The following is a 24,650-nucleotide window of genomic DNA, read 5'->3' as shown; positions in this document are numbered from 1 at the left end:
CGAGGCGCTTGGCGACGATTACCGTGGTTCTGGCCGCAGCGGTCGCCCTGGCGTCGCACCAGTGAGTTCACCGTCGCGGAGCACGGGTGTTCCACGAACTATGACCGTGTCGATTCCAGTGGCCTCGGATTGCGGATCCTCATAGGTCGCGGTGTCTCGGACCTGGTCAAGGTCGAGCAGCGCGATATCCGCTATCTTCCCAACGCCTAAGTGTCCGTGCGAGGTGAATCGGAAGAGTTCCGCGCTTCGACGTGCGAGGTGCTGTGCGGCATCCGCGAGTGTCCAGTTCTGTCCATCGATCACGTAGGTGCGTAGGTAATTGGCGAATGTTCCCCAGCCGCGTGGGTGTGGACTGCCGCCCTGGTAGATCGCATCCGAACCGGCGACGTGCCGTTCGTCGAGTGCGAACTGGCGCACCGATTCGGGGCTGTTGGTGGGTGGTTGCGCGAAGACCGCCGAGGCCCGCAATCGCGATGCTCTCAGCAACTCGATCAGGCAGTCGGCCGGGCTGAGCCCGAGGCGCGTGGCTGCTTCGGGCAGGCTGAGGCCTTCGGTCCATGAGAGTTCGCCCGGTACCGCAGCCAGGGTCACGCGTGGCCACAACTCGTCCAGCGCATCGAGGTGTTCGCGGTGCAGTCGCGCAATCTGCTCCGGGTCGCCCAGCGCAGCAAGCATGGCATCAACATCCGCAACCGGCAACCAGCTCGGCAGCGCGAGCATCGAGAGGATCGTGCAGCCCCGCAGGTACGGGTAGGTGTCATAGGTGATACCCAACCCCGCGGTGCCGAACGCGTCGAGGGCCTCGGTGATCTCGCGGTGCGGCCCGTGCAGGTGGGATACGTGGGTGTGGATTCCCGTGGCGACCGCGAGTGACCGAAGTTCCTCAAGTGCGGTCACCGCTGCCGACTCGTATCCGCGCATGTGACTGACATGTGGCAGCCCGTGGTCGGCCACGATCTGCAATAGTTCGGTGAGTTCCCGGGTGTCTGAGAACTTCGCGGGAGTGTATTCGAGACCGGTGGAGATACCGCACGCCCCGTCACGCAGCCCTTCACGCACGAGTGCGCTCATCTGCGCGAGTTCAGCATCTGTGGCTGCTCCCGGTCCACCGCCCTTCACGGCGTAGCGAACCGTGCCATGCGGAATCAGATAGCCGACGTTCAAAGCCGTGGTCTCGTCGAAAATCTCCAGGAAATCCGCGATTGACCCCCGCGAGAACCCGCTGGGAGCCGCGCCGTTGATGGCGGCAAAGTAGTTTTCCGCCCACTTCGCCGCGCAATGGCCCGTTCCGGCGGGAGACGGCGCGAAGGACACGCCGTCCTGCCCAAGGACAACGCTCGTGACGCCCTGTTTGAGCATCGCGCGTTGCACACGCGGTTCAAACAACGCTCCCTCACCGTGGACGTGCGAGTCCACGAGCCCGGGCATCGCAATGAGGCCATGGGCATCGATAGTGCTCTCACCGGTGAGGACGCTGGCATCGTGTGGGGTGATCGCCGTAATGCGATCGCGCTCCACGTGGATGTCCACCGGATCGGTTGGGTTCTCGGGAAGGTACGCCCCCGCGATGATCATTCGGAGTGCACCTCGCTCGCGGCAGAGGTCTCCCCTGCCACGTCATCATCCGAGACCTCCAGTTCCATGCCCTCATGCCAGCCACCCACGTGTTCACCGGCCTCACGCAACACCTGCTCAAGGTCGAGCGGCCACCCCAGCACGCCCGGTCGCTGCTGCCATGGGAGCGGCCCGTCCAGTGGACGGTACTCGACGCCAGCGGCGTCGAGCCGAGGCAGGTGGTGGGCGCTCAGCCGCTCAACGAACTCGATGGCCGCATCCGTACCTGCGGTACGGTCGACACGCGGACTCCATGCGACCTCGGCAAACGCGCTCAGGCGCGGGTACGCGGCGTAGTCAACTCGCCGTGGCGTGTTGAGATGCTCGGTCCACAGTTGTGCCTGAACGCCCAGCAACCGCGATTTCCGTGCCGTGCGAGGGGGCTCTTCCCCACTCTCGTGTGCCTGATTGGCGACGATCCGGTCGCCTTGTGCCTCGGACTCACCCTGGGTGCTCGGCTGGGTGCCGAGATGCGGTAACTTGTCCGGCTCGAACGCCAGCACGTCATTCAGCGTGCGTACGAAACCAACCGGAACGGGCTCTTGATCTCCGTCCGCTGCCCGGTGATCGAGATAAAGGTTCTGCTCTGGTGCGAGCACGATGTCATATCCGAGTGCGAGAGCCTGCGCACCGGACTGGTAGCCGCGCCACGTGGTCACGATCGCCTCGGTGGACAGGTATGGGGAGCTACCTTCGTCCCAGACGACTGGGCGGCGCCCCTTGGAGACGATAAAGTCACCCAACTGGCCGAGGAACCAGCCATGCAGTTCGTCGACTGACTTGAGTCCTAACTCGCTGGCAAACGCAACGATCTGCGGATCCTCGCGCCATAGAAGAGGTGGCACCTCATCGCCGCCAAGGCCTATGTATGGGGTGTCGAAAACGTCTATGACCTCATCGAACACGGTTTTGAAGAAGTCAACGGTGTCATGATTAGGGTTCAAGACCTGCGTGGAGATGCCCCAGGTTGTGCGGACCACCGGTGGCTCATCGCTGGCGGTTGCGCAGCCGAGGTGCGGATACGCCGCAATGGCTGCCTGCGAGTGCCCCGGCACGTCGATCTCGGGCATGATCGTGATGCCGCGATCCTTCGCGAACGCCACGATCTCGCGTAGATCATCCTGCGTGTAGAACCCGCCATGCGGTTGACCATCAAAACGGTTGTGCCGCCACGCGCCCAGACCGCTCTCGGCACGCCACGCGCCCACGCGGGTCAGTTCCGGGAACGCCTTGATCTCAACCCGCCATCCCTGATCGTCGGTCAGGTGCAGGTGCACCACGTTGAGCTTGTGGCTTGCCGCGAGGTCAATGAATCGGAGTACCCCGTCCTTCGGCATGAAGTGTCGAGCCACATCCAGGTGCACGCCACGCCACTCGAAACGCGGCGAGTCATTGACAGTAACCTGCGGGTAGGCAACCTGACCCCGCGTCACCGGTGCGCGACGGAACGCATCTGGACCAGCAAGTTGGCGTAGCGTTGCCACGGCGGCGAGCAGCCCATCCTCATCGCGGGAAACCACCGCGATACCGTGGTCATCGATCTCAAGGGCATACGCATCCTCAAGATCAGGCACGCGCGTAAACCGAACCACACCGCTGGAAGCTGGCGTGGCACGCTCGACTTTAGGAATCGTCGCCAAGCCGGCTCTTCCAGCAGCAACGTCAGTTGCGGCGCCATCGGCCCGCTGTAGATTCAAGTGGATGCCGAACGCCTCGCGCACCTGCGCCGCGAACAGGCGAGCACCCGCAAGCGATGACGTGTCCGCATGAATAGTGTCAGTCTCGCTGAGCACGAAAACCCGCGAGGGGTCGGGCGAGACAACTGGCCGTGAAGGTTGAGGGAGCAGACCAAAGGCTTCCCCCAACGGCAGAGCCGCCCCACCCGAGTGAAGCGGCTCTACCGACTGATGTGGAACCGTCATAGACCGCGAGTTCCAAACTGGTCGCGATCCCCGCCATTGCCCGCAGCCGCGGACGCAAGTTCCTCACGCACAGACTCCCGCAACTTGCCGTGGTTGGCAGGGTTCGGGGCCGCAGCGAGCAGGATCTTGGTGTAATCGTGCTGCGGGTTCAAGATGACCTCGTCCGATAGACCACGCTCAACGATGTTTCCCTTGTACATGACCATGATCTCGTCCGAGAAGTGACGTGCCGTGGCAAGGTCGTGCGTAATGTACAAAACGCCCAGATTGTCCTCGCGTTGCAGGCGAGCCAGCAGGTTCAGAACCGAGAGACGGATCGACACGTCAAGCATCGACACCGGCTCGTCCGCGATCAGGTACCGGGCACCCGGCGCGAGCGCACGAGCGATGGCGACACGCTGACGCTGACCACCCGACAGTTCGTGCGGACGACGACGTGCTATATCCGCAGCGGGCTCAAGGTTCACACGCTCAAGCAGTTCGACGACCTTCGTGTCCACCTCAGCCTGAGTCCTCGCCTTGCCGTGCAGTCGCAGCGGACGCTCCAGGTGGTGGGCAATCGTGTGGAATGGATTCAACGAGGCAAATGGGTCCTGGAACACCATCTGCACGTTACGACGATACTGACGCAAGCCCGCACCACGAGTAGCCGACCGCTTGCCATCAATCGCTATGGTTCCCGAGGATGGGGTCTCCAACTTCGCGATCATACGGGCAATGGTGGACTTACCAGAACCGGACTCACCCACCAAAGCGATGGTCTTACCCGGCTCAAGGACAAAGTTGGCTTCGTTGACCGCACGCAGCAGGCTGCTCCTCAAGCCCTTGCGAATCTTGAAGTCCTTGGTCAGGTCGGTGACTTCGAGGGTCATGATTGGTCTCCCTGAGCAGTAGCAGTCTCGTCAACGCCCGAGCGGACAAAACCGCCGCGAGCACCGGTGAGGCTTGGGAATGATCCGAGCAGCTTCTTGGTGTACTCGTGCTGAGGCTTCTCGTAGATGTTCTTCGAGGTATCCAACTCCACGATCTCGCCCTTGAGCATGACCGCAATGCGGTCTGAGATCTCAAGCAGCAGCGGAAGGTCGTGGGTGATGAAGACGACCGCGAAGTTGAACTGTTCGCGCAGTCGCATGACCTCGCGCAGGATGCCCCTCTGCACGACCACGTCAAGTGCTGTGGTTGGCTCATCCATGATCATGACCTGCGGGTTAAGGGCAAGGGCCATGGCGATCATTACGCGCTGACGCATACCGCCCGACAGTTCGTGTGCGAACGAGTCGAGGCGACGTGGGTCCACGCCGACGAGTTTCAGGAGTTCCTCCGAACGTTCGAGCTTCTCCCGCTTGGACATCTCCGGACGGTGCGTGGTGAACACGTCAAAAAGTTGCGCCTTGATGGAGATGACCGGGTTGAGCGAGTTCATCGCGCCCTGGAACACCATCGAGATCTTGTCCCAGCGAAACGCACGCAGGCTGTCGCCCGACAGCGAGGCGACGTTGATGTCCGTTCCGTCTTTGTCGTGGAACGTGATCTCACCGCCCGTGCGCAGGGCCGGAGGCTTGAGGAGTTGGTTGATTCCGTACGCGAGGGTGGTCTTGCCGCAGCCGGACTCCCCCGCGAGGCCGAGAATCTCACCGCGGTTCAGGGTGAGCGACACGTTCTTCACGGCGTGAACCGGCGGGTTCACCTCGTAGGTGATCGAGATGTCGTGGGCTGTGAGCACCGGCTCGTTCTCTGCCATGTAGGTGGAGTGCTCCGCTGAGCTGAGCGGACCGGCGTAGAGAGCAGTTTCAGTCATGGTTGCCGCCTCCTTAGTTCTGTGCACGAGCTGCGGCACGGGCAGCCTTCTGGGCTTTACGGACCTGCTTAACAGCCTGTGGAGCGTTACGCAGCTTCGGGTTGATGATCTCGTCGATCGAGAGGTTGATCATTGCAAGACCACTACCAAACAGGGCGATCATCAGGCCTGGTGGCACAAACCACCACCACGCGCCCATCTGGAATGCGTTGTGCTGGCTTGCCTGGTTCAAAATGGTTCCCCAGGTGATCGCTCCGTCTGGACCAAGGCCAAGGAAGGATAGACCGGCCTCGGAGAGAATGGCCAGGATAACCGCGCCAAGGAACTGCGCCGCGAGGAGCGGCAGTAGGTTGGGCAGGATTTCAACGGTCACGATCCGGAAGGTTCGCTCACCGGCGACCCTGGAAGCTGCGGTGTAGTCGCGGTTGCGCAGCGAGCGGGCCTGCAGTCGCAGCACGATCGCGGAACCGGCCCACGAGGTGAAACCGAGGATGACCGCAATCAGCCACATGGAACGTTGCTCCATGTAGGACGCGATCACGATGACAAGTGGCAGGCCCGGGATGACGAGCATGATGTTGGTGATCAGCGAGAGGAACTCGTCAGTCCACCCACCGAGGTAGCCGGAGACCACACCGAAGATCAGGGACATGACGATTGCGATTCCACCGGCAACCAGACCCACCATGAGGGAACCGCCGGCACCGGCGGAAAGCTGTGCAAAGAGGTCCGCGCCCAGGTTGTTGGTGCCCAGGATGTGCTCACCGCTTGGCGGGAGGAACACTGCGTTGTCATAGTTCCTCGGATCCTGCGAGAAATATGGGGCGACGATCGCGAACAGGATCGTTCCGATAACGATGGTGAGGCCTGCTCCGAGCTTAAAGCTCATCGCGGGCAGCATCTCCTTGATGCCGCGGAATCGATCGGTCTTCTCAATGCGTACGACCTTCTGCGAGGTCGAGTCACTGTTTTGTTCTGGTGCTTCAGAGTTGTCGAGCACTTCGGTGTTGTTGTGTTCGTTAGACATTTTGGCGCGCCCTCGGGTCGATGAATCCATAGATGAGGTCCATGATGAAGTTCGCTGCGAGAACAGTGATGGTGATGACGAGGAAGACGCCCTGCATCAGTGCGAAGTCGTTCTCGTTCACAGCGTTGATCATCAGCTTTCCGATGCCGGGGTAGGTGAACACCTGCTCCATGACGATCGAACCGGCCACGACGAACCCGAGCGTGATACCGAACCCTGCGATTGACGGAAGAGCGGCGTTGCGGGTTGCATAGGTCATCGCGACGCGCGAGGGGCGCAGACCCTTTGCCTCCGCGGTGACCACGTAGTCCTCAGCGAGCGTGGAGACCATCATGTTGCGCATACCGAGCAGCCAGCCACCGAAGGACGAGATCACGATGGTGAGAGCCGGGAGGATTCCGTGATAGGCGGCGGATTTGATGAAGTCCCAGGACATTTCAGGTCCGGCCGGGAACTCACGCAGCGAATACCCGCCAATGATGGGGAAGATTCCAAGGTTCACGGAGAACACTGCAATGAGGATGAGTGCGATCCAGAAGTACGGAACGGACTGGAAGAGGGTGGAGAACGGGACGATTCCATCTGCCCAGGTACCGCGGTGCCAGCCGACCCATGCGCCGAGCCCAACGCCGACCACGAAGGAGATAATGGTGGCGAGCCCAACGAGGACGATTGTCCACGGCAGGGCTGCCGCGATCAGTTCCACCACTGGAACCGGGTAGCGGGTGATGGAAATACCGAAGTCGCCTTTGAAAAGGTTGCCCCAGTACTGCAGGTACTGCTCCCAGAGCGAAGCGTCGTCCCGTCCGAAGATAGCCTCGATGCTATTCATCATGGCGGGCGTTATCTCACCGCCTCGTCTCAGCAGTTTCGCCACGAAGATGTCCTGTGCGTTACCCGGCATAAGCCTAGGGAGCAGGAAGTTGATGGAGATAGCGGCCCAGAGTGTTATCACGTAGAACGTGAATCGCCGCAGGTAGTACTTCATGAGTAGCTACATCCCGTCTTGGATCGTTTGTGAACTTACCGTTGGTGGGCGCTGCAGGGGTATGTGCACTGACGCGCTCAGCAGGATGTACTGGTGTCTGATGGCGAGACTCAGGTCTACGCTTCAGGGTATTTCAGTGTTTCTGCGCCCGGTGGCGGGGTTGTTCAGGAGTTACAAGGTTGCGCTGGTGAGGTAAATCGAGGGTGCTGTGGGTGGCGGGGAGACCGAACCCATACGGCGGGCCAGTAGGTGCGAGAGCCGGGCGGCGCGCGAGGCGTACCGCCCGGCTCTCAATCAACCCGTGAGGTCAATGCCTCATAGTTGACGGGTCCGGCCTACTTGTAGGTCAGGTTGGACAGGATGACACCGGAGGATACCGAACCCCACGATGGTGGGAAGGCGTAGAGGTCGCCCTCGGTTGGCCAGCCGTCGAAGGATTCCTGGTCGTAGAAGGTCTGCGTGGCGTTGATGACCAGTGGGATGTATGGGAGGTCGTTGACGATCTCCTTCTGGATCTTGGCGTATGCTTCCTTCTTCGCAGCCTCGTCGTTGGTGCCAGCGGCATCCTTGACAGCCTGGGTCACGACATCGTTGCTGTAGCGAGTGAAGTTCCACTGGCCTGCACCGAGTTGCTCGCCAACCGGCTTGGTGTAGTCACCCGAGAACCAGTCGCGGTAGAGCTGGAATGGGTCTGCCACCGAGGTACCGACGACACCACCCATGATGAGTTCGAAGTTACCGGTCTGGCGGCCGTCCGAGAACTGGTCCCATGTGACCTTGCTTGCCTTGACCTCGATACCGGCTTCCTTCGCCTGTGCCTGGATCAGTTCCGCTGCGCTGTTGTAGTCCGACCATCCGTCAACGGAGGCAAGCTCCATCGATACTCGCTGGCCATCCTTCGCGTAGATGCCGTCAGCACCCTCGGCGTAGCCTGCGTCCTCGAGGATCTTGCGTGCCTCTGCAACGTTTGGCGACTGTGGGCTTTCCTTCTCCACTCCGTCCGCGATCCATGCGTCGTCACGTCCGAGCAGTGCGAAAGTCGGCGAGATTTCCTTGGTCAGGCCAACGAATGCCTTTTCCTTAATCTCTGTACGGTTCACAGCGAGGTTCAGTGCCTGACGCACTGCCACGTCGGTCTGTGCGCCCTTGCAGCCAAGGTCGACGTTTGCACAGGTGTACAGAACGGTTGGGTCCATTGGGGTGTTGATGTAGCCAAGGCGTCCGTCAGCGGTCAGCGAGTCCGGCTGTGGCACGAACATCGCGGCCCAGTCGATCTGACCGGTGCGCAGGAGGTTCTCAGCGGAGTTGTTTGCGTCAACACCGATGTACTGAACTTCCTGAATTACTGGCTTGCCGTCCTGCCAGTAGGTTGGGTTTGCCTTGAGGGTGTAGGAGGCGTCGGTTGCCACGTCAAGGACGTATGGACCGGTGCCGACTGGTGCGTCAGCGTTGGTGAATGCGACGAGGTCGCTCTCAGCCTCGAACACGTGCTTCGGCACCATGTAGCTGGCGCCGAGGAGTGCGAACTCGTTGGTGAACTGCGCTCCGTCGAAGGTGAGCTTGACGGTCGAGTCATCGACCTTCTCTGCGCTCTTCAGGTAGGTGGGCTTGGCGGCATCGTTGGTGTACGAGAAGATGACGTCTTCAACGGTGAAGGGGGTTCCATCGTTCCACGTAACGCCCTGGCGAATCTTGATGGTGAGTTCGGTTCCGTCTTCGTTGAACTCCGCGCTCTCACCAAGGATTGCCTCTGGGTCACCAGCGGTGGTCTTGTTGAAGTGGAACAGGGTCTCGTACACGCCACCGAGAGCCGCGTGCAGCACGGTTGGCGAGTATGGGTTGAAGTTCGCTGCGATTGGGGTCTGCGATCCGGCCCAGACAACGAGTGGTCGGCCGTCCTTCGGAGCCTCGCTGGTTTCGCCTTCCTTTGGCGTGTCCGTGGAGGTGGCGTTCTCGTCTGGCGTGTCACTGGTGCATGCACCAAGCAGAGTCAGCGAAGCCGCGATGGCAATAGCCGGTGCCACGCGCTTCCTAAACTTGGACTGAAACATTTCTGTTCCTTTCATTACTGGCTGAGTTGCTAGTCAACTGAGGTCCGGTCTTGCTTCTTCGACGTGAAGGTCACGGAAAAGTCGCCTGGAGCATCTGAGGTGATCCTCAAGGGCCAACTCTGCCGAAGGTCGGGGGACGATCTGTCACTGTTGCCGAAGTCACTTTCGATAGTAAGTACTATTTACTTACAAAAGCGAGTTTGGCCACAACTTGTTACCGGATGGTTACTTTACGAGTAAAATATTGGAGCGCTCCCACCTACGGTGAGATTCCCTTGATTCCGCGGTTCTTGAGCATTTGGGCAGGCAAAAAATCAGTGCCCAAGATAACGGCATCGTTGCCAAAAAAGAGACCTGCCCCACAGAACCCGCGGCTGAGCGATCATGACTCAACGGCGCTCGATAGACATAAAAACACCGCACCCTCCCCGTAGAGAGGTTGGTGCGGCGGCACTGGGAAGAACCACTCAAGCGCGGTCGGCGCGAGCATTTCGCTACTGTGCGCCTCGGATGGCATAGGTGACGAGTCGTTCGATGTCGAGCTCCCGTAAGGGTGTCTTCAGGATCAGGAGTCGGTGGTAGCAGGCTCCCCAGAGTTGGTCGACCATGATGTCGAGATCCGCGTCCATGCTGAGCTGGGCAGCCTGCTGAGCGGCCTGCAGTCGTTGGCGGGCGAGCCTTCGCCGGGGAAGTGCGTAGGTGTGGGTCCATGCTTCAGCGAGGTCGGGGTCCAACTGCGCCGCACCGATGAGCTCGGAGATGGGCCGACCCGCCCCTTCGTCGGTAAGCAGTTCAACAAACGCCGTGAGTTGCGTGACGAGGTCGGCATGCAGGTCTCCGGTATCGGGGAACTCCAACAGGGGCCGGCTGCGGGTGAAGTACGCCTCGGCAGCCAAGGCTCCAGGGGAAGGCCACCATTTGTACAGCGTGGTCTTGCTCGCGCCGGCCTCTTTGGCGATTCGCTCGAAGGTTACCGCCGACATTCCCTCTTCGAAAAGGAGCCTGCCAGTCGCCGCGAGCACCTCGGCGCGCACCTCGGCGGTCGGGCGGCGGCCCCGACCTCTCTTCGGGAGATGGCTATCACTCATCGTCGTTCCTTTTATGGACGGATCGTTCACTACTTTGCTACGCTCGCTTATGAACGAAGCGTTCATATCATATCGGGAGAAGAGACCATGAGCAGAACCACGGACCGCGTTGCCATTGTCACCGGCGGCTCCGGCGGGATCGGGAAGATCAGCGCGGAGCGCCTCGCATCGGATGGCTTGGCCGTCGTCGTGCACTACGCAGGAAACCAGAGTCGGGCGGAAGGGACCGTCGCGGGCATCATCTCGAACGGCGGTCGCGCCATCGCCGTGGGTGGTGATATCGCCGACGAGACAGACATGGCGGCAGTGTTTGACGCGACCGAGAAGGAGTTCGGCGGTGTCGACGTGCTCGTGCACACGGCAGGCATCATGCCGCTGTCGCCGATCGCGCAGTTGGATCTGGACGTGTTCGACCGGGTTCAGCGCACGAACGTGCGCGGTACCTTCGTCGTGGACCAACTCGCCGCACAGCGGATGCGTGACGGTGGGGCAATCATCAACTTCTCCACGTCAGTGACTCGCCTACAGATCCCCGGCTATGGCGCGTACGCAGCGTCCAAGGGAGCAGTCGAGGCGATCTCCCTGATCCTCGCTCGCGAGCTGCGTGGACGCGACATCACGGTCAACGCTGTCTCACCTGGCCCAACGGCGACACCGCTGTTCTTCGACGGCAAGAACCAGCAGCAGATCGACACCATCGCCGCAATGAATCCGATGGGTCGCCTAGGAGCTCCCGAGGACATTGCCGAGCTGGTCTCGTTCCTCGCAGGCCCCGCCCGCTGGATCAACGGACAGACCCTGTACGTCAACGGCGGAGCGGCGTGAGCACGATAGACCGGGAAAGAGACGAGACTCGCCTCATGCGGCTGCAGCCGGAAGCGTCACCTCAAGATCATTGGGCGCGGCCCCACCGCTAGCAGTGCGGCGGACCTGGCGTTGTGAGCGCCGCAACCCAGCAAGGGCCACCGCAAACACGGACGTGAGGATCAGTGCACTAGCCGGGGCCAAAGTGGTCCACGGAGCGCGTTCGACATATCCGATGCCCTCGGAGAGCAGCAGACCCCACTCCGGCAGCGGAGGCTGAGCCCCCAGGCCAAGGAAACCGAGCGCCGCGAGTGCGAGCGCGACTCCCGGCAGGCGCAACATCCCATGCCGGAGCAGAGCCGGAAGGGTTGCAGGCAGGACATGGCGCACCCACACCTCGACCTGCGACACCCCTGCAAGGGGAAGCCAGCGAATGTGCGGAGTGGCACGAGCCTCATCGATCAGCGAGGCCGCGTGAGCGGTCAACGGTGGCCAGGTGACCCAGAGCACCGCGAGCGCGGCACCCCCAACGGATGGTCCAAGGAGCGCCGCGATGATGACGCCCGCGAGGATCGGCGGTGTCGCGTTGGCGATCTCGGCTGGACCGCGGGAGACCTCTCCGAGGACTGCGAGCAGCAACCCCACAAGGATCGCGCACACAACTATCAAGAACGCGGGCGCTAGGGTGCCGATGGTTCCGTGGGCGACCCGGGCAAGCAGGTCGCGCCCGCTCGCATCGGCTCCAAAGGGCAGCGCCCAACTCGGAGGCTCAAGGCGGCCATAGGCGATCAGGTACGGATCGCGGGGCAATCCGAAGGCGAGGATCAGCACCAACACAGAGCACGTGATCGCCGCGGTCCAGCGGGCGACCCGACCGTCGCTGCGCGCCTCTGGGGGCGGAGGCAGAGACCCGGCAGGGAGCGGTCCACCCCGAAGCATCCGGCGTGCGCCCGTGGTGATCACCCCGACCAGAGCCGCGGCAAGTGCCATGAGCAGTACCCCTGCCTGAAGTGCGGGAATGTCTTGGGCATTGGCCGACCCGAGCAGATAGCGACCCAGCCCGGGAATCGCGAACACCTGCTCGACCGCGACCGCACCACCCAGCAGGCCGATGAACACAAGCCCCAACTGATCGATCACCGAGGCAATCGCGCGCCGAAACACGCCGGTCAGGATCACTCGCCCGGACGCACCAGCGAGACGCCAGACATTGACCCATCTCTCCTCGGCGACACCCGAGATCGCGTCGGACAGCAGTCGCCCCAGAAGACCACCGGCGGGAACCCCGAGGGCCAACGCGGGAAGAATCGCCGTGTCCAGCCCTGTCCAACCATAGGGTGGCAGCCATTGCAGTTGCACCGAGACGACCACGAGAAGCGCGCTCGCGAGCAGGAACTCCGGCAGGGCGGTCAACGCAACGCCCACCGGGCCTGAACCACGCTGCGGCTGATCGCGGAGCACCCGCAGCGATGCCGGAACTACCAGTGCAATCGTTATGAGCAGCGCAACGAGGATCGCGAATGCCGTCAGCGTCGCGGAGACTCCCAGTGCGTTCCACACGCCGGGACCGATCTCCCCACCACTCACCCACGACCTGCCGAGATCGCCACGCAGCACGCTCGACCACCAGTTGAGGCTCGTCGCGATCGGGCCGCCGTCGAGACCCAACTCCGCCCGGATGGCGGCGAGCGCCTCCGGGGTCGGCTCGAGCTCCGCATACCGTGCCCGGAGGACCGCGGCAGCCGGATCGGTGCGCGAAAGCCAGGGCAATGCACCAGCCACGAGGAGTAGCACGACCGCACTGAGAATCCTGGAGAGTACGCCTAGAACATTGCTATGCCGCAGCACGGCCACACCTTTCATTCATGCGCCTATTCGGCATCGAGGTGAGTGTCCGCGGTGATCAGAAGGCGTTCGCGAGGATCACGGGCCGCCTCGTGAACACGTGCCGACTCGCCCTGGATGACGCGCTCGTGCAACAGCGGGATCGCTGCATCGGTCCCGAGGATGCTCGCCTCAGCGAGCATGATGGCGTGCTGTCGTTCAACGCCCGGCTCCGTCTCAGAGGCGGCGGTGATGATCTGGTCCACGCCCTGATCGCACAGTTGAGAGATGGAGAAGCCACCCTCACAGGAGAAGTCCGAGGCAAGGTAGGCGACCGGGTCTCCTGAGTCGAGCACCGTGGCGCGGGACAGGATGAACGCGTCGAAGGCACCGTCCAGGGCATCGGCCTCGATGTACTGATACTCGCGGACATCCTGGGTGACCACGAAGCCCGCCGCCTCAAGCTGCTGCTCAAGTATGACCGCCACCTCGGGCAGTTCGGCGCGGTCGGTGAAGGTTCCCAGCGTGATCTCGATGCCGTCGACCTGAGCTGGAGTGGCCCGTCCCTCCAGGAGTTTCTGATAGTCGGCGTCATCCCGGAAGTCTGCAGCGTACGGAAGCGCCGGTCCGAGAAGTCCCTCGGCTATATCCGCGCGCTCCTCGTAGACGGAGGAGACGATTGCGGCACGGTCGATGGCATCGCGGGCCGCCGCGCGCACGGCAGGGTCGGCGAAGGGTCCGCTCTCGGTGTTCAGATAGAGCGTGTTCGTCCTCGGCATGGGAACTTCAGTGAGTAGTTCCTCGTCAACCGTCACCGCCTGGCCGGCCGGGATGGCCTCGACCACATCCGCGGTCCCCGTGCGCAGCGCTGCGGTGCGTGCGGTGCCATCGGGTACGAACTTGACATCGATTCCCGAGGCGATCGCCGGCTCGCCCCAATATCCGTCGAATCGGTCAAGGGTCGCGCCGGTCACGCCATCGATGGCGACGATCTTGAACGGACCTGTTCCGGTGCCCACGGGGTTGACGCCGTTCTCGGTGTAGGCTGCCGCGTCGAAGATCGCGAGTTGCGGGCTTGAGAGACGGTTTGGCAGCAGGGGATCCATCGTGCTCGTGGTGATGCGTACCTGGTTGGTGTTCGTTGCTTCCACGGTCAGGTCGATTCCGTTCAGGATGCGTGGAACAGGTGTTGCATCGATGGCGTGCTGAAGTGAGTTCACGACAGAGTCCGGAGTCATCTCCTGGCCGTTGTGGAATGTGACCCCCTCGCGGATGGTGAACAGCCAGGTCAGATCGTCCTGACGGGTCCACTCGGTGGCAAGGGCAGGAAGAGCATTCCCCTCTGCGTCCAGCGAGACCAGCGTTTCAGCAGCTGACCAGCGTGAGAGTTTGAACGCGTCATCGCTGAGCGGGCTGAGGCCGGAACGCGGTGGCTGCATGTGCGCCACCGATATCCGGTCATCCGTTCCCTGATGGGAAACCTCGCCCGAGAAGCATCCTGAGAGCAATAGCGCGGCGGAGACAGCGACGGCGAGGGCGGCTTGTGGCCGGGAGAGTGAATGAGCCATGGATGGGTTCCTTTTCTAGCTGTTGTGTTGTGGCGGCGCGATGGTCACGGTTCGGGTGCATCGCTGTGCAAGATGTGGATCGTGGGTGACGATCAGCAGGCCAGCTCCCGCCTCTGCGGCGCTTGCCAGCAGGGCTTGCGAGACTGAGTTCGCGGTTTCCGGGTCCAGCGCACTGGTTGGCTCATCGGCGACGAGCACTTGGGGTCCGACCGCGAGCGCACGTGCGATGGCGGCGCGTTGGGCTTGACCGCCCGATAGTTGGGCGGGTCGATGGTCGAGGAGCGTTGTCTCGAGGTGTGCGAGTCCAGCCGCGCGAAGGATCGCCTCGTCGGCGTCGCGCACGCCCGTCAGGCGTCGGACCGCCTGGGCGATCGAGATGCGAATGGTCCATCGCGGTACGAAGGATGCCGCTGGGTCCTGGGGAACTCCCTGGACGAGACGGCGCTGAACCCGCACCGGCTGACGGGTAGGCTCAACCCAGGCTTCGCCCTGCACGCGAACCGCCCCGCTGGCTGGGGCGCGCAACCCGAGGACGATGTCGGCGAGAGTCGATTTACCCGCACCGGAGGGCCCAACCACAGCAACGGATTCTCCGGCGTGGAGAGCGAACGTCGTGGGTGCAAGCACCTGCCGCATGCGCGCTCCGCGCCCGTACGCCCCGGTGACCTCGTCCACCTCGAGTACTGGAAGGCTCATCGCGATGCTCCCTGCAACGCGCTGACTGGGATCTCCGTGACCTTTCCTGCCGTGATGGTCAGGTGTCGCGTTGCCAGAGCATCGGCAACGGCTGGATCGTGTGTGACGACGACGAGGGTTCGCGATGTGTCGATCACGGTGTCCAACATGTGCAGGGTGCGGTCGCGCGTTGTGTGGTCGAGTGCACTCGTGGGCTCGTCTGCCAGAATCAGCGGGGCATCGGTGAGAATGGCAAGGGCCACGGCGGCGCGCTGTGCCTGCCCTCCGGACATCTCGGCTGGTCGGCGCCTCCAGAGTTCAGGATCGGTGAGCCCGACGGAGGTGAGCGCGCTGCGCACCTTCTCCTCCGATGTGTTGGATACCCTACGTAGTTGACGCGCAAGGGGGATGAGCGGGTGCAAGGCATCGAGACCTCGCTGTGGGATAAGGCCGATGCTGGCGAGCGAGGTTGTGCGCTCACCCGTGAAGTGCAGTCCAGGTGCCCAGCGTCCGGTGAGGGTCGAGAGCAGCATGGATTTTCCGCTACCGGAAGGGCCGGTGATCACGACACGTTCACCGCTGAAGAGGTCCAGTTCAGGTACGTCCAACAGCACACGATCTCCCCCGGATACCGTGACGCGGGCATTTCGCAGCGCGATGAGAGGTTTGTCTCCGAGTTGGGAGTGGGTTGTCGTGCGAGATGACGCCGATTCTCGCGTAACATTGGGTCTGAACATGAGAATCATTATCACTTACGCGCGGCAATCCCTGCAAATCCCCGTCCTACTGGGCACGCAAACCCTGTTCAACATCGGCTTTTACGCTGTCGTGCCCTTCATCGCGCTGACTTTGAGCGGCGACTTCGGGCTCACGACCGCCGCCACCGGCCTCGTGCTGGGCATTCGGGCCTTCGCCCAACAAGGGCTCTTTGTCATCGGTGGAACCCTCAGCGATCGCTTCAACCCACGGGCCATCATCCTCACGGGGATCGCGACCCGCGTTGGCGGATTTTCACTGCTTGCCGCGTCCCTGTGGCAGGACGAGCCCGACCTCGCGCTGTTCATCTGCGGAACCGTGTTGACCGGATTCGGTGGAGCCCTCTTCTCACCCGGACTCAACGTACTCATCGCGCAGGCTGAGGCGCGTCGAGTCCGAGGCCGCATCACGCTGTTCGCATGGCTCAGTGTGACCGGGGAGATCGGCGCAGCCATCGGTCCCGTTGTGGGCGCACTCCTGCTCGGAGCTGGTTTCGCCATGGTTGCGGCCATCGGCGCCGCATACTTCGCGCTCATCGCGCTACTGCTGGCGCTGCTTCTTCCCCGAACCACTGGCGAGCATGCGTCAACGGGAGAAACGGCTGACTCAGCCCCTGGATTGCGGACCGCCCTGCGCGACAAGGCATTCGTCACGTTTGTCGCGCTCCACTCGGTGGACCTGCTCGCCTACAACCAGTTGTATCTCGCCGTTCCCCTGCTTCTGACCGGTGCCTCGAACACCGAGCGTACGGTGGCTCTCGTGTTCGCGTGGATATCGGCCCTGACTCTCTGCGCGCAGCTTCCTCTCGCGCGGTGGAGCGCGCTACTCGGTTCATCGCGCGCTCTGAGACTGGCGTATTCTCTCAGCGCGGTGGGTTTCGTATGCGCTGGACTCGCGTCCCTATCGGTCGAGAACGCACCCGTGCTGCTCGTGTTCGCGGCCGCCACCTTCTTTGGCGTGGGGCACCTGATGGGAAACCCGACCGCACTCCATGCGGTTCCACGGTTCGCCCCCACCGCCCAGAACGGGTCTTACTTCGGACTTCTCGCCACGTTCGGCGGCATCGCGGTTCTGCTCGGCAACCTTCTCATCGGCGTCGTGGTGGACAGCGTTCCACCAGAACTCACGTGGCTGCCGTGGACACTCATCGCATGCCTTCCCGCCGCGTCCGCCATTGCCGTTCCCCACGTCCTGCGCAGCCATCCGCGGTTTCCCGTGCTCGCACCTGAGAAGAGCGCTTGAGAGTGCTGAAATCTTCACTCGCACATGATGTGGGGAGGAGTCAGATCCACCCGCGGTTGAACGCGATCGTTGCCGCCTGGAACCGGTTGGAGGCACCGGTCTTGGTGATAGCGCTCGACAGGTGGTTACGCACCGTTCCCTGGCTGAGGTGAAGTTGAGCGGCGATGACGGCAACCTCGCTGCCGTCACGGGCAACACGCAACACCTGGGTCTCCCGCTCGGTCAACGGACTCGCGCCCTCGCTGAAGGAGGCAGCCGCGAGTTCCGGATCAACCACCTTGAACCCCTCATGCACTCGACGAATCGCCTGAGCCAACTGCTCCGCTGGAGTGTCCTTGACCATGAAGCCGCTGGCCCCTGCCTCCAGCGCAGAGCGAAGATACCCCGTCCGGCCGAAAGTGGTCACAATCAACGTTTTGCATCCCGGAGCACGCTTGGACAACTCGCGAGCGGCAGCGATCCCATCGAGTTCAGGCATCTGCACATCCAACAACGCCACATCAACCTGCGTACTCACGGCCAGATCCACCGCCTCGCGGCCGTTGGTCGCCTGCGCAACCACCTCGAGATCCGCCTCAAGCGACAACAACGCGGCGAGACCTGAGCGCACGAGTGCCTGATCGTCGGCAATGAGAACCCGAATCACCACGCCACCTCCACGCGCGTGCCCACGCGGCCAGCGGGCCGCTCTCCCCCATCAACGCTACCGCCTGAGTCTGCGGGACCGATCTCCACACGCAGCCCGGCCATGTCTGCACGCTCGCGCATCGCAGCGAGCCCGAAACTGCCCGACCGCTCACCAGAAGCATCGAACGCGAACCCGACCCCATCGTCGACAATCGTGAGCACACCACCCACAGCAGACGCATCGCACGACACCGCACACCTCGTCGCGTCGGCATGGCGCAGAACATTCGTGCAGGCCTCACGCAGAATCCAGGCAATCGGGGCATCCACGTTCTGTGGAATCCCCGAGAAATCCCCACGGACCTCGAAGTCGATCTCAGCGCCCGCGAACGAGATGCGAAGCGCCTCGATCTGCGTGGGCACCGTGTTGGCGCGCAGACCACCGACCGTGGCCCGCACGTCAGTGAGCGCCGTGCGCAGCAGCCCACGCAACTCCTGCAACTCTGCACGCGCCCGATCAGGGTCGGAATCGATGAGGCGTTCCGCAAGCTCCGCCTTGATCGCAGTCACCGTCAGAGTATGACCGAGACCATCGTGAACGTCGCGACCCATACGCTCACGCTCCGAGATGAGCGCAAGGTTACGCTCCATCTCCGAGACGGAAATCGAGGCGCGCGTCAGCCCGACACTCACCGAGGCGAAGATCAACACCATGGTGCTCACGATGACCAACTCGATCGATCCACTCGGCCAACCCTGCACCACCGCCAGCCCAACCGTGGCCCCCAGCAACACGAGTGAGAGAAGGCCCGCCTCCCGTGGCGGCGAAAGGTACACCAGAAACGAGATGACAAACGGTAGAAGCCCGATCGCGTTCCACTGAATCAACTGCCACAACCCTGCCGTCAGAAGCAGGAAGAACACCGCACACCAGCGGACCCACACCGAACTGCGACGACTCGGGACAATGTCCAACCATGCGAAGGCCACAAGCCAGCTCGCACCGAACACCAGGACGATGACGTATCCGAGAGCCTTGGCCCCCGCGGACAGCACGGAGTCGTTCCAGATCGAGGAGACCGGGAAGATCAGGAACACCATGAACACCGCAGGCAATGCGATGTCATAGCGCAGCCACGGCAACCCCTTTGGCGCGAACGGGTAGACCTCAGTGGTCATAGACGCCCACGGCTACGGCGCACGCCGGCGATGGCCAGCACGCCGAAGATCAGCAACCACGCGCCATAGTTCGCGAGAAGCAGCCACACCGAATCACGCGACGGCAGGCCGTCGGTCGTGTTGACGATGTAGCCCTCAAGGATCGGCCAGCGGGCCAACCCACCGAAGCCGTACAGCGGCGTGAACTTGGCGATACTCAACATGATGCCGGACATCGGCATGAACAGGTTGCCCAGGAACGACATCAGCACGAGCACACCAGTGGCCACGCTCAACGCGGATTCGGACTTGAACCACTGGACGACCATGTAGCCGAACAGCCCGAACAGAGCCGATCCCGCAAGGGTGATGCCGAAGGTCGCGGCCCAGATATTGAGGCTGTCAGCCTCCGCGCCCGTCAGGACTCCCGCGGTGAAGATCGCTAGGATCGTGAAGCTGGTGATCGCGAGCGCCACCACCACCTTCATCGCCACCACAGCCCGGTTGGTCACCGGAGTCAGCCCGATCTGCCGCCCCCAGCCAAGAATCTGCTCCATCTTCGCCGTTCCGGTCACGCTCGTTGCCGCCATCGCCGCACCATACACGGCCATCGACGACATCACGTAAAACTGCACGTTCCCGTTGCCAGCCCGCTCGCCGCCATACTCGGCAGTCGCCCCAAACACCAGGTACATGACCACCGGCATCGCGACGATGAACGTCAGATTGGACAGGTCCCGCAGTTGTCGCAGCAGGTCAATGCGAATGTAGGTCAGGCTCATCGTGCTGCCTCCTGCTCGGGGGTGGTGTTGTTTTCGGCGGTGGTTGCGGTGTTGCTCGCGGCGTTCGTGAGGTCCACAAACGCGTTTTCGAGGCTCGGCTTCGAGATTTCGAGGTCTGTTGCGCCGTGGTTGGTCAGCAGTTCGAGCGCGAGTGCATCCGAGTTGGTCGTGGTCACGGTCAGGCGGTCATGGGTGAGGGTCGCCGATTTTGTCTCGGGCAGGCTCTGCACTGCGGCGAGCGTCTGCTCCGGGTTTTTGCCGATTGTCGACGATACGGTGCGTCCCGCCGCAATCGCACGGATGTGGTCCGTGGGTCCGTCCGCGATGACTTTCCCCCTGTTGACCAGGATGGTGCGCTGCGCGAACTGTTCAGCCTCTTCGAGGTAGTGGGTTGCGAAGATGATCGTGCGCCCGGAGTCCGCGTCCTTGCGCATTGTGGCCCAGAATTCGCGGCGGGCGTTGACGTCCATCCCTGCGGTCGGTTCATCCAGGATGAGCAGGTCCGGGTCCGGTAGGAGCGCCAGGGCAAACTTGAGGCGCTGCTGTTCACCACCGGAGCACTTGGACACTTTGCGGTTCAGGATCGGTTGGAGGCCGGTCTTTTCGATGATCGCATCGATGTTGATCGGGGTGCGCCGTGGAGCTAGGTCATGCAGTGAGGCCACGGCCTGGAGGGTTTCCTTGACGGTCAAGTCGTGGAGCAGACCGCCCGTCTGGAGTACCGCCGAGACGCGTCCGGCTTCGACCGCGTGGCGTGGGTTGAGCCCATCGATCAGGACGGTTCCTTTGGTTGGTTCCGTCAGGCCAAGGATCATGTCGATCGTGGTGGTCTTGCCCGCACCGTTGGGGCCGAGGAACGCAACGATCTCGCCTCTATCGATGGTCAGGTCGATGCCCGCAACAGCGGTCACAACCTCTTTCTTGAGTTTGAAAACCTTATGTACGCCGGTGAGGGCGACCGTGGGCGTGCTGGTGGAAGTCATGCATCTATCCTTGCGCACATCCTCCATCGGCGTGAGTGCTACGGATCATTTCTTGCCCATGACACCTGTCATGGCTCACCCTTGCGTCAGCTAATTCAGCACGGCCTCTCCTAAGAACAGTTGCTCAACGAGCTATCCGGAGTTTCCGAAAAATCGTTTCTTCGTGCTTGCATGCTTCCAGCTTATTGCAATGCTGCATTGCATCGCGTTTTTCTGTTTCCGAGCCAGACCGAGTCGTTACCGCACTTAAACCCCAGGTAGACGGTTCAGCCCAGATCCTTGATTTTCCGGGCTTCTCTGCACCTCAAACAGCCCTATTTCGAGTCATGGATTGCATAGTTTGCATGCATCAGGGCCCGTCCAGGTCCCTGCTCTTGGTAGATCTCTGCAGCTTCGTAAGGGTTTAAGTGGGGTTTACGAAGGAAGCGCTCGAATGATGCTCGACGCTCAGGTACGGCCGGTCAGCTGAGATCGAGTAGTTGCGTCCCCGCCTGCATCAGTATGAGTTCATTGCCGTGACGTTCAAGTATCCAAGCCGCAAGGATCGGTTGAGACTCGGAGATCGCGATAATCAGCGCCAGGAACCGGTCAAATCCGAGGTCACGATCGGCCATGTGCTTCGCATAGGTGTGAAGATCGAGGTCACTTGGTGTCGGCGGCACGTCGACGTGCGTGTGCCATTCGCCAATCCAATGCGAACGATCAGCTTGATAAAGGCGTCCGGCTTCGTGCTGGGTGAAAGCGAGGTCGCGGAGGAAGGAACGCGGGCCATGTTCCGCCCTCGGACCAGGCCCGGCGGCGTGCAAAACTTTGCTCCCATCCGATGGGCCGAACAGCGCTCCACCGGTTTCCAGTCGAGGATCGCTTGAACGGATTGTTAAGGCTATGGACTCGAGCGCCGCGGCGTCGATCGGGAGTCTCATGTCGCGTTGCATGCCGGACAATCGTCGTAGGGGCGACCGGCTCGGTACCACTTCTGATCAAGCACTCTGGTGGTGTCAAACGGATCGGAGTAACCGGGAGTTGGGCGCAGTGCGATCACCAGGTTGTCGTCGACAATGGTCTGATCGAGTTCGCCTTGGGCACGTAGGAGAGTGGCGACGGTAATCTTGGCTGTGAGCTGCCCCATGAGGTGAAGGTCGCCGCCGACGGCGGTCATAGGGTTATGACGGGTGCCGGTGCCGTATCCACGGTCGAGCGTGGGCTCAAGATCGATGCGCTCCGCCTCTTGCAGACGACGGCGTTGGCATTCGAGGCATCCGACTTCGGGCAGCGGCCTGATCCGTAGGATCTCACCGTAACCTCCGTCGCCGAGAACGCAGGCGAACACGATCGGCTTGCGAGCACGCCGCGCGAGATAGTTCGCCACACGCCTAGCTTCAACTCCATCAACGGTACAAACGACAATGTCGGCTTTGTCGAGCAAAGGCCTGACCAGATTCGCATGCGTGACGAGGTCGATTCCCCATGGCGTGACTTGACACTCTGGCCACGCCTCCCCGAGCGTCCGCGCGAGAGCGTCGACTTTCTTCATACCCACGTACTTAGTGGTCAGAACGTGGCGTGGGATGTTGTGAAAAAGCAGTCGATCCGGATCAACGACGTCGATCTCTCCCGCACCATAGCTGGCCAGTGACTCGGCGGCTGCACCGCCAATGCTACCCGCACCGAACAGGAGGACCCTCTTACTGGAGAGAGCGCGCGCTGGCCAGAGGCCATCGAGTGCGTCGACCAGTTCCTTCCCCTCCCGCATGTCAAAGTGGATCGGGCGCACAGCGGAGTCGGTGACGCTCCACGCGGACCAGGCAGGCAGCGTTTCGTCGTCCGAGATTGCGGGAGGCTCAGCGCAATATGTCACCGCGATCGACCACTTCCCCACGGCCGGGCGCTCCGCCTTCGGAACGAACTTCTGGAACTCATCAAAAGACAACTCCCTCGACTGGCGGACCAGGAAGTACTCCGCAAGAGCGAGCTCGCCCGGGGCAGCATACCAATGGCCAACCGGCTGGAAGTCAGCGGTCATCAAAAAGTGACCTGGGTCCGTAGCGACGGGAACTCGATCGGAGTCCTCGTTAGAGAGGGCGACGACCAGCGCCGCACGATCGGGACCGGAAATCCGGCAGGTCAACTGCCCCCAGCCGTGGCCCCTTTCAACAAGCTCTTTCGCCTCCCGTGGAAGTAGGACAATCCAGTCCTCACCGCTCATAAGCTCAGCGCCTCGATCTGCTCCGCGATGAGCTCGTCGTAGGAGTTGTCGATGACGATGCCGCTCATTGACATCTGCGTGATCGCTCTAGCTTCGAGAAGCGCGAGTTCGATCGCCCATCCAGCTGCCTTCAACAGCAGCTCGCTGGTCTTGGACCATGGGTACCACTGGTCTGCATCGCGCAGCAGGCAAAGGCGCCCGCTGGGCAGAACGTGGAACTGCGTGAAGCCCCGGATCGTGGGAACCGGCTGCGGGAGAAGCGGGAGTATATTTGGGGGCGCGGCGGGAAACGCATGGTTGTACTCAACGCGGACAACAAACGGGTCCAACAGGTCACTGATGTTCGTCGGAGCGGACCGTGCGAACGGCCATAGCGGCAACGGCCCTTCGAACCGCCCCGCTCCCTCCGCTGTCCAGGCAAGCAGCGGAGCGACCGCCTGCACGTCAGCGATCTCCTGCTCGAGCCGCACCGGATCGTCCTCCCACCAGGTGCGCGAGTCGACGCTCATCCTTGAGGCGAATCCCGAATAGGCCTAGGCCCCGGGTCGGCCTCCCCAGTCGGCGCAAGTACGAGCGGGAACGCATCTCCGAAGACATCCTGCCAGTGTTGGGTTGCACCCGGCTGATCGTTGTTCGCCACCGCTCGCAGAGCGGCGGTAGCAGCGAGGGCAGAATCTTCCAGTGCGCGGCGCAGCCCGGCAATATCCAGGTCAGGCTGGATCACACCGGAGAGCCTGGCCGGATCCTCTATCTGGAGACTGTGACTGGACGCTTCAACGAAGAATGTCTTCAGTGCCTCGGGCCGGTTCCCCGTGTGGAGGCAATCGAGGGCGAGCACCTCCATGACGAGCGACTTCACCCGACCCGTGTCGGCTGTATGCTGCCGCGCCCAGTACTTCAGCATGCGCACCAGGGGCCGGAACTGTGCCCACTCCCGCTGGCGCTCCGCGACCTGACCGATCAGGTACTCAGGATCAGCGAGTGTCCAACGGCGCTCACTCTTGAACGGAATGAGGATGCCATCCGTGCGTCGAAGGGCAGGCATGACGTCAACCGTAAACGCATCATCCGAGTCCGGCGGGTCAATGAAGCACTTCGCCGCCCGGTTCCGTTCCGCCGTGTTTACTTGCCGCACCAGTTGCGCGTAGGTTCCGCTCTCTACCGAGAGCAACTCGTGCACGAGATCGCGACACCGCTTGATCGCCTCTTCCGCTGAGTCACCGTCACTTCCCCACTCGGGGTGCTCATCAGCGTCGAACTCTACGACCAGGTCGACATCGTGCACCGGCTGCAGTTGCGTACTTCGCGCGAGCGACCCTGACCCCCACACCACCTTCACATCCGTCGCAGTGGCAAGAGCTGCCATGAACGTATCGCGCCTTTGCCGAGCAAGCCGCACAACTTCAGGGTCGGCGTCCACCTCTTGCTGGAGCGAATCGAACGAATCCAGAACTGTCATAAAGGCCTCCTAGCCGCACTCAGGCAGCGCGACGGACTTCGTCCGGCCTGCTTACCACTAAGGATAGACACCACCACC

22 protein-coding genes are annotated in these 24,650 nt (G+C 62.2%); 2 read left to right on the top strand and 20 right to left on the bottom strand.

Features of this window, described 5'->3' with window-relative positions:
- Positions 1-18: 18 nt before the first annotated feature.
- The 8 genes from ACFSYH_RS08985 to ACFSYH_RS08950 form a co-directional block, all read right to left on the bottom strand.
- Positions 19-1,575: an N-acyl-D-amino-acid deacylase family protein gene (locus ACFSYH_RS08985; RefSeq protein WP_377466567.1), complete on the bottom strand. Its 1,557-nt coding sequence runs from the start codon at positions 1,573-1,575 to the stop codon at positions 19-21.
- Complete coding sequence (locus ACFSYH_RS08980; RefSeq protein WP_377466566.1) at positions 1,572-3,536, bottom strand: beta-N-acetylhexosaminidase; 1,965 nt, start codon at positions 3,534-3,536, stop codon at positions 1,572-1,574. Before ACFSYH_RS08980 ends, ACFSYH_RS08985 begins: the two co-directional genes overlap by 4 nt.
- Positions 3,533-4,411 (bottom strand): ABC transporter ATP-binding protein, encoded by an 879-nt coding sequence (locus tag ACFSYH_RS08975; RefSeq protein ID WP_377466711.1) that lies wholly within the window; start codon positions 4,409-4,411, stop codon positions 3,533-3,535. Before ACFSYH_RS08975 ends, ACFSYH_RS08980 begins: the two co-directional genes overlap by 4 nt.
- Positions 4,405-5,277, bottom strand: coding sequence for an ABC transporter ATP-binding protein (locus ACFSYH_RS08970; RefSeq protein WP_377466710.1), 873 nt, complete (start codon positions 5,275-5,277; stop codon positions 4,405-4,407). The genes ACFSYH_RS08975 and ACFSYH_RS08970 overlap by 7 nt, the downstream gene beginning before the upstream one ends.
- A 70-nt stretch (positions 5,278-5,347) precedes the next feature.
- A complete protein-coding gene (locus tag ACFSYH_RS08965) occupies positions 5,348-6,361 on the bottom strand; it encodes an ABC transporter permease (protein WP_377466565.1) in 1,014 nt (337 codons plus the stop codon).
- Positions 6,354-7,349 carry an ABC transporter permease gene (locus ACFSYH_RS08960; protein ID WP_377466564.1) on the bottom strand — a complete coding sequence of 332 codons (996 nt, stop codon included), beginning with the start codon at positions 7,347-7,349 and terminating at the stop codon, positions 6,354-6,356. Before ACFSYH_RS08960 ends, ACFSYH_RS08965 begins: the two co-directional genes overlap by 8 nt.
- 335 nt (positions 7,350-7,684) lie before the next feature.
- The gene (locus tag ACFSYH_RS08955; RefSeq protein WP_377466563.1) at positions 7,685-9,400 is read right to left on the bottom strand and encodes an ABC transporter substrate-binding protein; all 1,716 of its coding nucleotides are present in this window, start codon (positions 9,398-9,400) and stop codon (positions 7,685-7,687) included.
- A gap of 494 nt (positions 9,401-9,894) precedes the next feature.
- The gene (locus ACFSYH_RS08950; RefSeq protein WP_377466562.1) at positions 9,895-10,488 is read right to left on the bottom strand and encodes a TetR/AcrR family transcriptional regulator; all 594 of its coding nucleotides are present in this window, start codon (positions 10,486-10,488) and stop codon (positions 9,895-9,897) included.
- 87 nt (positions 10,489-10,575) lie between these two features.
- On the opposite strand from ACFSYH_RS08950, the gene ACFSYH_RS08945 reads away from it, so the two are divergent.
- Entirely contained in the window at positions 10,576-11,313 is a 738-nt protein-coding gene (locus ACFSYH_RS08945) for an SDR family oxidoreductase (protein WP_377466561.1), read from the top strand.
- Positions 11,314-11,346: 33 nt separating this feature from the next.
- Here the strand turns inward: ACFSYH_RS08945 and ACFSYH_RS08940 are convergent, their stop codons facing one another.
- The 4 genes from ACFSYH_RS08940 to ACFSYH_RS08925 are packed head-to-tail and all read right to left on the bottom strand — an operon-like array spanning position 11,347 to position 16,096.
- Positions 11,347-13,140 (bottom strand): ABC transporter permease subunit, encoded by a 1,794-nt coding sequence (locus ACFSYH_RS08940; protein WP_377466560.1) that lies wholly within the window; start codon positions 13,138-13,140, stop codon positions 11,347-11,349.
- A 23-nt stretch (positions 13,141-13,163) separates the two neighbouring features.
- A complete protein-coding gene (locus ACFSYH_RS08935; RefSeq protein ID WP_377466558.1) occupies positions 13,164-14,684 on the bottom strand; it encodes an ABC transporter substrate-binding protein in 1,521 nt (506 codons plus the stop codon).
- 15 nt (positions 14,685-14,699) lie between these two features.
- On the bottom strand, positions 14,700-15,380 hold the full coding sequence (locus tag ACFSYH_RS08930; protein WP_377466557.1) for an ATP-binding cassette domain-containing protein: 681 nt from the start codon (positions 15,378-15,380) through the stop codon (positions 14,700-14,702).
- Complete coding sequence (locus ACFSYH_RS08925; RefSeq protein WP_377466556.1) at positions 15,377-16,096, bottom strand: ATP-binding cassette domain-containing protein; 720 nt, start codon at positions 16,094-16,096, stop codon at positions 15,377-15,379. The genes ACFSYH_RS08930 and ACFSYH_RS08925 overlap by 4 nt, the downstream gene beginning before the upstream one ends.
- Here ACFSYH_RS08925 and ACFSYH_RS08920 point away from each other — a divergent pair.
- A complete protein-coding gene (locus ACFSYH_RS08920; RefSeq protein WP_377466555.1) occupies positions 16,095-17,357 on the top strand; it encodes an MFS transporter in 1,263 nt (420 codons plus the stop codon). The two genes, ACFSYH_RS08925 and ACFSYH_RS08920, sit on opposite strands and share 2 nt — an antisense overlap.
- Positions 17,358-17,397: 40 nt before the next feature.
- Here ACFSYH_RS08920 and ACFSYH_RS08915 read toward each other — a convergent pair whose 3' ends face one another.
- From ACFSYH_RS08915 to ACFSYH_RS08880, 8 genes are all read right to left on the bottom strand, one after another.
- Positions 17,398-18,003, bottom strand: coding sequence for a response regulator transcription factor (locus tag ACFSYH_RS08915; RefSeq protein WP_377466708.1), 606 nt, complete (start codon positions 18,001-18,003; stop codon positions 17,398-17,400).
- Entirely contained in the window at positions 18,000-19,163 is a 1,164-nt protein-coding gene (locus ACFSYH_RS08910) for a sensor histidine kinase (protein WP_377466554.1), read from the bottom strand. The genes ACFSYH_RS08915 and ACFSYH_RS08910 overlap by 4 nt, the downstream gene beginning before the upstream one ends.
- Entirely contained in the window at positions 19,160-19,924 is a 765-nt protein-coding gene (locus tag ACFSYH_RS08905; RefSeq protein WP_377466552.1) for an ABC transporter permease, read from the bottom strand. The genes ACFSYH_RS08910 and ACFSYH_RS08905 overlap by 4 nt, the downstream gene beginning before the upstream one ends.
- Entirely contained in the window at positions 19,921-20,907 is a 987-nt protein-coding gene (locus ACFSYH_RS08900) for an ABC transporter ATP-binding protein (RefSeq protein WP_377466551.1), read from the bottom strand. Before ACFSYH_RS08900 ends, ACFSYH_RS08905 begins: the two co-directional genes overlap by 4 nt.
- A 461-nt stretch (positions 20,908-21,368) precedes the next feature.
- Positions 21,369-21,830: a Mov34/MPN/PAD-1 family protein gene (locus ACFSYH_RS08895; protein WP_377466550.1), complete on the bottom strand. Its 462-nt coding sequence runs from the start codon at positions 21,828-21,830 to the stop codon at positions 21,369-21,371.
- Positions 21,827-23,113 (bottom strand): ThiF family adenylyltransferase, encoded by a 1,287-nt coding sequence (locus ACFSYH_RS08890; RefSeq protein WP_377466549.1) that lies wholly within the window; start codon positions 23,111-23,113, stop codon positions 21,827-21,829. Before ACFSYH_RS08890 ends, ACFSYH_RS08895 begins: the two co-directional genes overlap by 4 nt.
- Positions 23,110-23,622, bottom strand: coding sequence for a hypothetical protein (locus ACFSYH_RS08885; protein WP_377466548.1), 513 nt, complete (start codon positions 23,620-23,622; stop codon positions 23,110-23,112). Before ACFSYH_RS08885 ends, ACFSYH_RS08890 begins: the two co-directional genes overlap by 4 nt.
- Positions 23,619-24,572, bottom strand: a complete 954-nt coding sequence (locus ACFSYH_RS08880) for an SMODS domain-containing nucleotidyltransferase (RefSeq protein ID WP_377466547.1) — start codon at positions 24,570-24,572, stop codon at positions 23,619-23,621. Before ACFSYH_RS08880 ends, ACFSYH_RS08885 begins: the two co-directional genes overlap by 4 nt.
- Positions 24,573-24,650 lie beyond the last annotated feature (78 nt).

The organism is Populibacterium corticicola, from assembly GCF_042683685.1.
Classification (GTDB): Bacteria; Actinomycetota; Actinomycetes; order Actinomycetales; family Cellulomonadaceae; genus Timonella; species Timonella corticicola.
This window is presented reverse-complemented; position numbering and strand designations above follow the sequence as displayed.

Coding starts and splice junctions, on each gene's coding strand:
- ACFSYH_RS08985 (WP_377466567.1), bottom strand. CDS start 1,575: ATGATCATCGCGGGGGCGTACCTTCCCGAGAACCCAACCGATCCGGTG.
- ACFSYH_RS08980 (WP_377466566.1), bottom strand. CDS start 3,536: ATGACGGTTCCACATCAGTCGGTAGAGCCGCTTCACTCGGGTGGGGCG.
- ACFSYH_RS08970 (WP_377466710.1), bottom strand. CDS start 5,277: ATGGCAGAGAACGAGCCGGTGCTCACAGCCCACGACATCTCGATCACC.
- ACFSYH_RS08965 (WP_377466565.1), bottom strand. CDS start 6,361: ATGTCTAACGAACACAACAACACCGAAGTGCTCGACAACTCTGAAGCA.
- ACFSYH_RS08960 (WP_377466564.1), bottom strand. CDS start 7,349: ATGAAGTACTACCTGCGGCGATTCACGTTCTACGTGATAACACTCTGG.
- ACFSYH_RS08955 (WP_377466563.1), bottom strand. CDS start 9,400: ATGTTTCAGTCCAAGTTTAGGAAGCGCGTGGCACCGGCTATTGCCATC.
- ACFSYH_RS08950 (WP_377466562.1), bottom strand. CDS start 10,488: ATGAGTGATAGCCATCTCCCGAAGAGAGGTCGGGGCCGCCGCCCGACC.
- ACFSYH_RS08945 (WP_377466561.1), top strand. CDS start 10,576: ATGAGCAGAACCACGGACCGCGTTGCCATTGTCACCGGCGGCTCCGGC.
- ACFSYH_RS08935 (WP_377466558.1), bottom strand. CDS start 14,684: ATGGCTCATTCACTCTCCCGGCCACAAGCCGCCCTCGCCGTCGCTGTC.
- ACFSYH_RS08930 (WP_377466557.1), bottom strand. CDS start 15,380: ATGAGCCTTCCAGTACTCGAGGTGGACGAGGTCACCGGGGCGTACGGG.
- ACFSYH_RS08920 (WP_377466555.1), top strand. CDS start 16,095: ATGAGAATCATTATCACTTACGCGCGGCAATCCCTGCAAATCCCCGTC.
- ACFSYH_RS08925 (WP_377466556.1), bottom strand. CDS start 16,096: ATGTTCAGACCCAATGTTACGCGAGAATCGGCGTCATCTCGCACGACA.
- ACFSYH_RS08910 (WP_377466554.1), bottom strand. CDS start 19,163: ATGACCACTGAGGTCTACCCGTTCGCGCCAAAGGGGTTGCCGTGGCTG.
- ACFSYH_RS08905 (WP_377466552.1), bottom strand. CDS start 19,924: ATGAGCCTGACCTACATTCGCATTGACCTGCTGCGACAACTGCGGGAC.
- ACFSYH_RS08900 (WP_377466551.1), bottom strand. CDS start 20,907: ATGACTTCCACCAGCACGCCCACGGTCGCCCTCACCGGCGTACATAAG.
- ACFSYH_RS08895 (WP_377466550.1), bottom strand. CDS start 21,830: ATGAGACTCCCGATCGACGCCGCGGCGCTCGAGTCCATAGCCTTAACA.
- ACFSYH_RS08890 (WP_377466549.1), bottom strand. CDS start 23,113: ATGAGCGGTGAGGACTGGATTGTCCTACTTCCACGGGAGGCGAAAGAG.
- ACFSYH_RS08885 (WP_377466548.1), bottom strand. CDS start 23,622: ATGAGCGTCGACTCGCGCACCTGGTGGGAGGACGATCCGGTGCGGCTC.
- ACFSYH_RS08880 (WP_377466547.1), bottom strand. CDS start 24,572: ATGACAGTTCTGGATTCGTTCGATTCGCTCCAGCAAGAGGTGGACGCC.